This is a genomic window from Dysgonomonas sp. UBA7710, assembly GCF_002482385.1.
In the GTDB taxonomy this organism is placed as follows: Bacteria; Bacteroidota; Bacteroidia; order Bacteroidales; family Dysgonomonadaceae; genus Dysgonomonas.
The window spans coordinates 1-6,399 of sequence record NZ_DLFW01000021.1; the positions used below are offsets into that span (position 1 = coordinate 1).

The 6,399-nt window shown below is 40.7% G+C and carries 6 protein-coding genes; 1 reads left to right on the forward strand and 5 read right to left on the reverse strand.

Annotated elements, in window-relative coordinates; translation table 11 throughout:
* The first annotated feature begins 256 nt into the window (after window positions 1-256).
* Entirely contained in the window at window positions 257-853 is a 597-nt protein-coding gene (locus B3317_RS06420) for a MarC family protein (RefSeq protein WP_291109774.1), read from the forward strand.
* A 53-nt stretch (window positions 854-906) separates the two neighbouring features.
* Here B3317_RS06420 and B3317_RS06425 read toward each other — a convergent pair whose 3' ends face one another.
* The 5 genes from B3317_RS06425 to B3317_RS06445 all read right to left on the reverse strand — a co-directional run bounded on the left by B3317_RS06425 (window position 907) and on the right by B3317_RS06445 (window position 6,041).
* A complete protein-coding gene (locus B3317_RS06425; protein ID WP_291109777.1) occupies window positions 907-2,115 on the reverse strand; it encodes a glycosyltransferase family 87 protein in 1,209 nt (402 codons plus the stop codon).
* 158 nt (window positions 2,116-2,273) lie between these two features.
* Window positions 2,274-2,747, reverse strand: coding sequence for a thioredoxin (gene trxA / locus B3317_RS06430; RefSeq protein ID WP_291109779.1), 474 nt, complete (start codon window positions 2,745-2,747; stop codon window positions 2,274-2,276).
* A gap of 157 nt (window positions 2,748-2,904) precedes the next feature.
* Entirely contained in the window at window positions 2,905-3,129 is a 225-nt protein-coding gene (locus tag B3317_RS06435; RefSeq protein WP_291109781.1) for a DUF6132 family protein, read from the reverse strand.
* A 53-nt stretch (window positions 3,130-3,182) separates the two neighbouring features.
* Entirely contained in the window at window positions 3,183-5,633 is a 2,451-nt protein-coding gene (locus B3317_RS06440) for an FAD-dependent oxidoreductase (protein ID WP_291109784.1), read from the reverse strand.
* A 48-nt stretch (window positions 5,634-5,681) separates the two neighbouring features.
* Window positions 5,682-6,041: a MarR family winged helix-turn-helix transcriptional regulator gene (locus tag B3317_RS06445; protein WP_291109787.1), complete on the reverse strand. Its 360-nt coding sequence runs from the start codon at window positions 6,039-6,041 to the stop codon at window positions 5,682-5,684.
* Between the last annotated feature and the right edge of the window lie 358 nt (window positions 6,042-6,399).

A 6,399-nucleotide genomic window follows, 5' to 3' on the forward strand; every position in this document is an offset into this window, starting at 1 on the left:
ATCTCGTTTCTCAGGTTCGGGATCCTTCGTTCCACTCAGGATGACAGCAGAAAATAACAGAACAAAGTAGAGAACTTAACAGCCCTGCTCCAAGGGGAGATTGGAGGGGCCAATCAATACTTCAAAGAACTACAAGCTAACAGCTAAAGGCTAATAGCTTACTATTACATAGATAAACTTTTACAAAAAGAATAAAACCTCATGTATTTGAAACAAAAATATATACCTTTGCTTTATCTTAAAAAAAGTAAATATTATGGGATTCGATATCAGTTTAACGCAAATCTTAAGCGCATTTGTTGTCTTGTTCGTTTTAATCGACGTATCGGGCTCTATCCCTATATTTCTAAGTTTCAAGGGAGAAGGACGGGATGTTAACCCATCACAGGCAGCTATCTACTCATTTATCATAATGACAGCTTTCCTGTTTATCGGAAACTGGGTATTGAAATTATTCAATGTCGATGTTTCATCCTTTGCCGTTGCCGGAGCACTGGTTATCTTCATCATATCTATAGAGATGATATTCGGTGTGGAAGTTTTCAAAAATGATGCTCCCGGCGGCTCAAAGACACTTGTTCCCATTGTTTTTCCCTTAATAGCCGGACCGGGTACATTTACCGTATTGTTGTCTATGCGCGCAGAATATGATGTATCGAATATTATTATCGCCCTGTTCCTGAATATGATAATCGTATTCCTCGTGCTCAGGTACCTAAATGTAGTGGAAAAGATACTGGGTATAGGCGGAGTATACGTCCTGCGCAAATTCTTCGGGGTTATAGTTATGGCGATCGCCGTAAGATTATTTACCGCAAACATCAATGCATTGCTGGACAGCTTGCAGCAATAAAACGTATACTTAACGACTGCAAATTCCCATATTTACCTATTTATCCTGTCTTTTTACCGTACACGCCGGAGAAGGAGTTCTTTTTGTGTCTTCTTATCGAAATTAAGGAAAATCATTTCATAACAGATTGTGAGCCATACAAGCACGCATGGCCATGCTTTGACCGCATATGCGCGTAAGAAATTATCGCGGATAAAGGACGGAACCAGTTCGGTCGAAGAAACGGCAACGATAATAAGAGTAGTCAGCAACAGCCATTTTTTATATTCTTTATTTTTCGAGGGAGTGCAAATATACCAGATCGAAACCCCGGTCATTGCAATAATATATCCGCTTGCTTCCGACCCGGTACTAAAAAGGACGATAAATAATAAAATATTTGCCAGTAACATCATCCGAAAAGAAAGGCATTTATATTGGTCTGTCCGGAAATAAGGGAGAGAGAAAAGTAATAACCCGGGCAGAATAATCCACATATCACTATATGTAGCATCTCCCGATATTTTTCGGATGATTCCTAATAAAGATACGTTCTGAGACGGGGAAAACATATTCTGGTCGTACTTGCTGCCCAATTCGGCGAACCATGCCGAATATTGCGAAACGACATAATCCAGACCGGAAGTATAAACGACAGGCAACAGGAAAAGGACAATAGTCCAGAATACAAGCGATGCTATTAATTTAGCTTTCTGTTCCGAAAAAAAGAAGAAAGCCAGTCCGGCAATAGGATATATCTTGATAAGAGTGCCTGCCACAATGAAAAATGCCGCCCAAAAATCCCTTTTTTTCTCTATAAATACAAAAGAGAGGATAATAATTGCAACAATAGATATATTAAATTGCTGCATCGCTTGGGCAGTCATTAACTCGCAGAGAGAAAACCAGTATATGAGAAGCTTTTGCTTGTATCTGAGAGGCAGCATCCCTATAGCATAAAATAACAGGACTGTATTGGCTACAACCCAGAATGCAACACCTAGAAAATCAGGAAAAACAGCAAAGGGAGCAATAACCGCGCTGAATAAAATGCCATAGTGGTTGTTATCGCAGTATTCACCGGGATAATGGGCATATAGGGGCATATTATCGATAGTGTGCCCGAATACCCCTTTGAATATCTTATAATTGTTGTACTTGCCCATAAAGAATTTTATAAAGGCATATAAAATTGCAGTTATGACCCATATGAAAAATATCGTTTCATTTTTTCTCAGAGCCGAACAATCGCTCCAGGAAAACAGTTTGTCCTTAAGGTTCATCTCACGTTATTTTAGGTATTAATTATAACGTAAAAATACTGTATTATTATATTTAACGATTATAATTACAACGCCCAAAAACAAAAAGCCGTCTCATTCATCAATGGGACAGCTTTTTACCCAGACTAAAAGTCGTTTAAATTCTACTAAGTGTTAAATCACTTCTTCAACAACACCTTATCTATAGCCTCTTTCAGTGCAGGTTTAGGCAATGCACCCTGTGCCATCTGAGGCTGTTCCTCACCCATAGGTACAAACAACAGGCTCGGGATACTTCTGATTCCGAACAAGGCGGCAAGTTCCTGTTCTTCCTCCGTATTTATCTTATATATATAAATTTCGCCGTCATATTCGGCAGCCAGTTCTTCCAGTACGGGAGCAATGGCTTTACATGGCCCACACCAGTCAGCATAAAAATCTATCAGTGCAGGTTTATCGCCCAGATATTTGAATTCACCCGGATTAGCTTCATAGTTAGCTACTTTTTTCAAAAAGTCTATTTTATTCAAATGTATTGTTTTCATTTTAGTCTCCTTTTTTGTTGGTTCTTTTGTCTGATTATTTTTTGTTTGCCCGTTGCAGGAACTGAATGTCAGCCCGGCTATAAACAGCATCAATAAAATATGTTTCATAACTTCCTTTTGTTATTTTTCGTTTGTTGCTTCTGTCGTCTGTTCATCATCCGCAGTGCTGGTCTAACAGTATCCTGTAACACAACACGATGATAATATATAGATTATAAGCATTGCAAATACCATGCCCTTAATACAGACAGGCAGCATACTCCATTTATTCACTATCTTGCTCATTCTTTGTTTCTTTTTTGAAAAGGCTGAACAATAAGCTGCCCATCACTACTCCCCAGATTATACTGTTTACAGGCGAAGCCGTAATAGGACATGTACCGCTACTGCACCCGATAAAATACCAGTACAGATAACCGATGGCAGCTCCGGAAGCGGCTCCGGCGAGATATGTCCAGTTTCGTTTCAATATGGTTATTAATTTATTCATAGTCAAAGATAATTTAAAAAAATTACGGGAGGATAATTAGCAGTCCCTAACCATCAAATAAACAGATTCACATTAGCATTCTCAGCCCTGTCGAGATAAGCGGCCACACCACCGATGGTAATACCGTCCATCAGTTCCTCTTTCTTTATCCCCATTACATCCATCGACATGGAACAGGCTATAAATTCCACTCCATTGTCTTTTGCCTGTTGCATCAGGCTTTCGAGGCTGTCGATGCGCTTATCCTTCATTATCATACGCATCATTTTGCTGCCCATTCCGCCCATATTCATCTTTGAAAGGCTTAGTTTTTTACTGCTCGACGGCAACATAAGGCCGAACATCTTACCCATAAAGTCTTTCTTTACGGCAGGTTTTTCCAGCTTCTTTATCACATTCAGGCCCCAGAATGTAAAAAATATACTCACTTTTTTACCCGAAGCCGCCGCTCCGTTGGCTATAACAAAAGAGGCTAATGCACGGTCAAGATCATCGCTGAAAACAATAAGCGTTTTATTATCTCCGCGGGCAACCGCCTTTTCAGACTTTTCGTCTACGGGCTGTTTCTCCACAACAGCAGTAATCACTCCTCCTGAATTCTCCATACCGAGAACTTTAGCACCCACCATGCGGCTCCATCCATTGAGGTCTTCACCGAAAGCCTGGTCGGTCACTTTTATTTCGAGGCGGTCACCCGCATCTATTTGGTCATAGTTCTTTTTCAGTTGCATTATCGGGCCGGGGCATTGCAGTCCGCAGGCATCTATAGCGATCGTTTTCATATTGGAGAATTGTTGTATTGCAGGTGTATTTTCTTCTTTACCGGATGCATTAGCTTTGTTTGAAGCTGAATAATCTTCTGTGGCACAGGAATAAGTCTTATATCCTCCCGACAGGTTGAAAATGTCATTATATCCGTGTTGCGTCAAAATGCGATAAGCAATGTATCCACGCAGTCCGACAGCACAGTATAATATTATCTTCTTATCTTTCGGTATTTCCGGCAGGCGGCTGCGCATTTCGTCCACAGGGATATTTACCGAACCGGCGATGTGTCCGAACTGATGTTCTTCCGTAGTACGGGTATCGATAATAAATACATCCTGTCTATCCTGCTTTTTCAGTTCATCCCACTGAATGATATTTACTTTCTTCTTCAAAATATTATCCGCTACAAAGCCTGCCATATTAACAGGATCTTTTGCCGATGAATAAGGTGGAGCATAAGCATGTTCCACTTCCTGCAAATCGTATATAGTACCACCTTTTTTTATTACTTGCGCAAACAGGTCGATGCGCTTGTCCACACCATCGAAGCCTACAACCTGAGCGCCTAATAACTTTCCGTCGACAGGTGAAAAATTGATTTTCACGGACAGAGGCAAAGCATCAGGATAATAACCTGCATGCGAGCTACCATGTGTATAGGAAGTAACATGAGGAATATTTTCCCTGTCCAGCAATTTGGACGAAGCCCCGGTGGAGGCAACTGTAAGGTCGAATACCTTGGCTATGGATGTACCTATTGTGCCCGCATACTTATATTTATTATTTTCGAGAATATTATCCGCTACTATACGCGCCTGCTTATTGGCAGGACCGGCAAGGGGAATAAGGGCATGTTTACCGATTACGGGGTTGAACACTTCTACTGCATCCCCCAACGCGTACACATCCTTATCCGACGTCTGCATATAGTCGTTTACCTTAATCCCGCCGAGCGAACCGAGTTCGAGACCGGCCTCTTTTGCCAGCTTTGTTTCAGGACGGACACCAATACTAAGGATAACCATACCGGCATCCAACGCAACTCCCTTTTCCAATAAGACTTTCAGGTTATCTCCTTCCGGTTCAAAACCTGTCACCCCTTCTTCGAGATAGAGCGATACGCCTTTTTGCTTCAGGTGCTGATGCACGATAGCAGCCATTGCATAATCGAGTGGCGCCATCACCTGATTGCCTTTTTCGACTACAGACACCTTTATCCTGGCATCCTGTAGGTTTTCCACCATTTCCAGACCGATAAAGCCTCCACCGATAACAACGGCGGTTTTGGGCTTATGCTGATCTATATAACCCTTTATCTTATCCATATCGGGCACATTACGCAAAGAAAATATCCGGCTGTCATGAAGACCTGTCAAGGGCGGCTTTATCGGTTCTGCCCCGGTGGATACAATCAGTTTGTCATAACTCTCGGTGTATTTATCACCTGTAGCCAGATTATGTACTGTAACTGTTTTGCTTTTGGTATCGATACCTGTAACTTCCGACTTTATCCGTATATCTATATTAAACCGGCCGGTAAACCCATCCACAGTTTGCACAAACAACCTGTCACGCTCGCTTATTGTCCCGCCGATATAATATGGCAGCCCGCAATTGGCATAAGATACATATTCACCCCGCTCGAATAATATAATTTCCGCGTCCTCATCCATACGCCTGAGCCTCGCTGCCGCTGTCGCCCCTCCGGCAACCCCTCCGATTATAAGTACTTTCATAATTTATGATATAAATATTTGCTATTAGCAATTAATTGGTTAAAATTTTTATTCATTCAAATTTGAGATCAAAGCTGTAAGTTCGGAGAAATCCATTCCCTGCACCTGCATTTCCTTTGTTTTCTGTTTTCCTGATTCCGTCAAAGTGAAAATCATCTGGCGTTTATCAGCAATTCCCATTTCACGGACTATATACCCCTTGCCTTCCACGGTGGTAATGACACGTGACACACGCGAATTAGACAATCCTACAAAGTCACACAGTTCATTCGCCGACCTTGGCTTACCGTCTTTCAGGCAGCAAAGAAGCATTCCTTCGTTGATAGTGATACCATTAGCTTCCGCAAAACGTTTTTCAAAGTTGTATAATGCTTTATATATATCTTTTAATTTACAAATTGGTTCCATTCTATTTATTTGCTATTACGAAATATTTGCAAAGGAAATATTTTCATTTGAGATGAGCAAATTATTTTAGCTCTTTTATTGCATCAGAATATTATTGAAATGAAACCAGACTAAAATAAATTACTAAGAATTAATTAACAAAAAGAGCTTGCTACCACACACTACATCAGCTAACATATCCAAATAATATAAATTCAAAAAATCTACAAAATTGAGCTGTATTCTTGTCATGTTTTATATTCAGTCAATGAATGAATATACTAGTATGAATAAACAATCAGATTATTTCAAATGGGAAAAACAGCAATTTTTTCTAAGCTGACAGGCGCGCTCTTATTGCTTGCCGCAGCCATTGTAC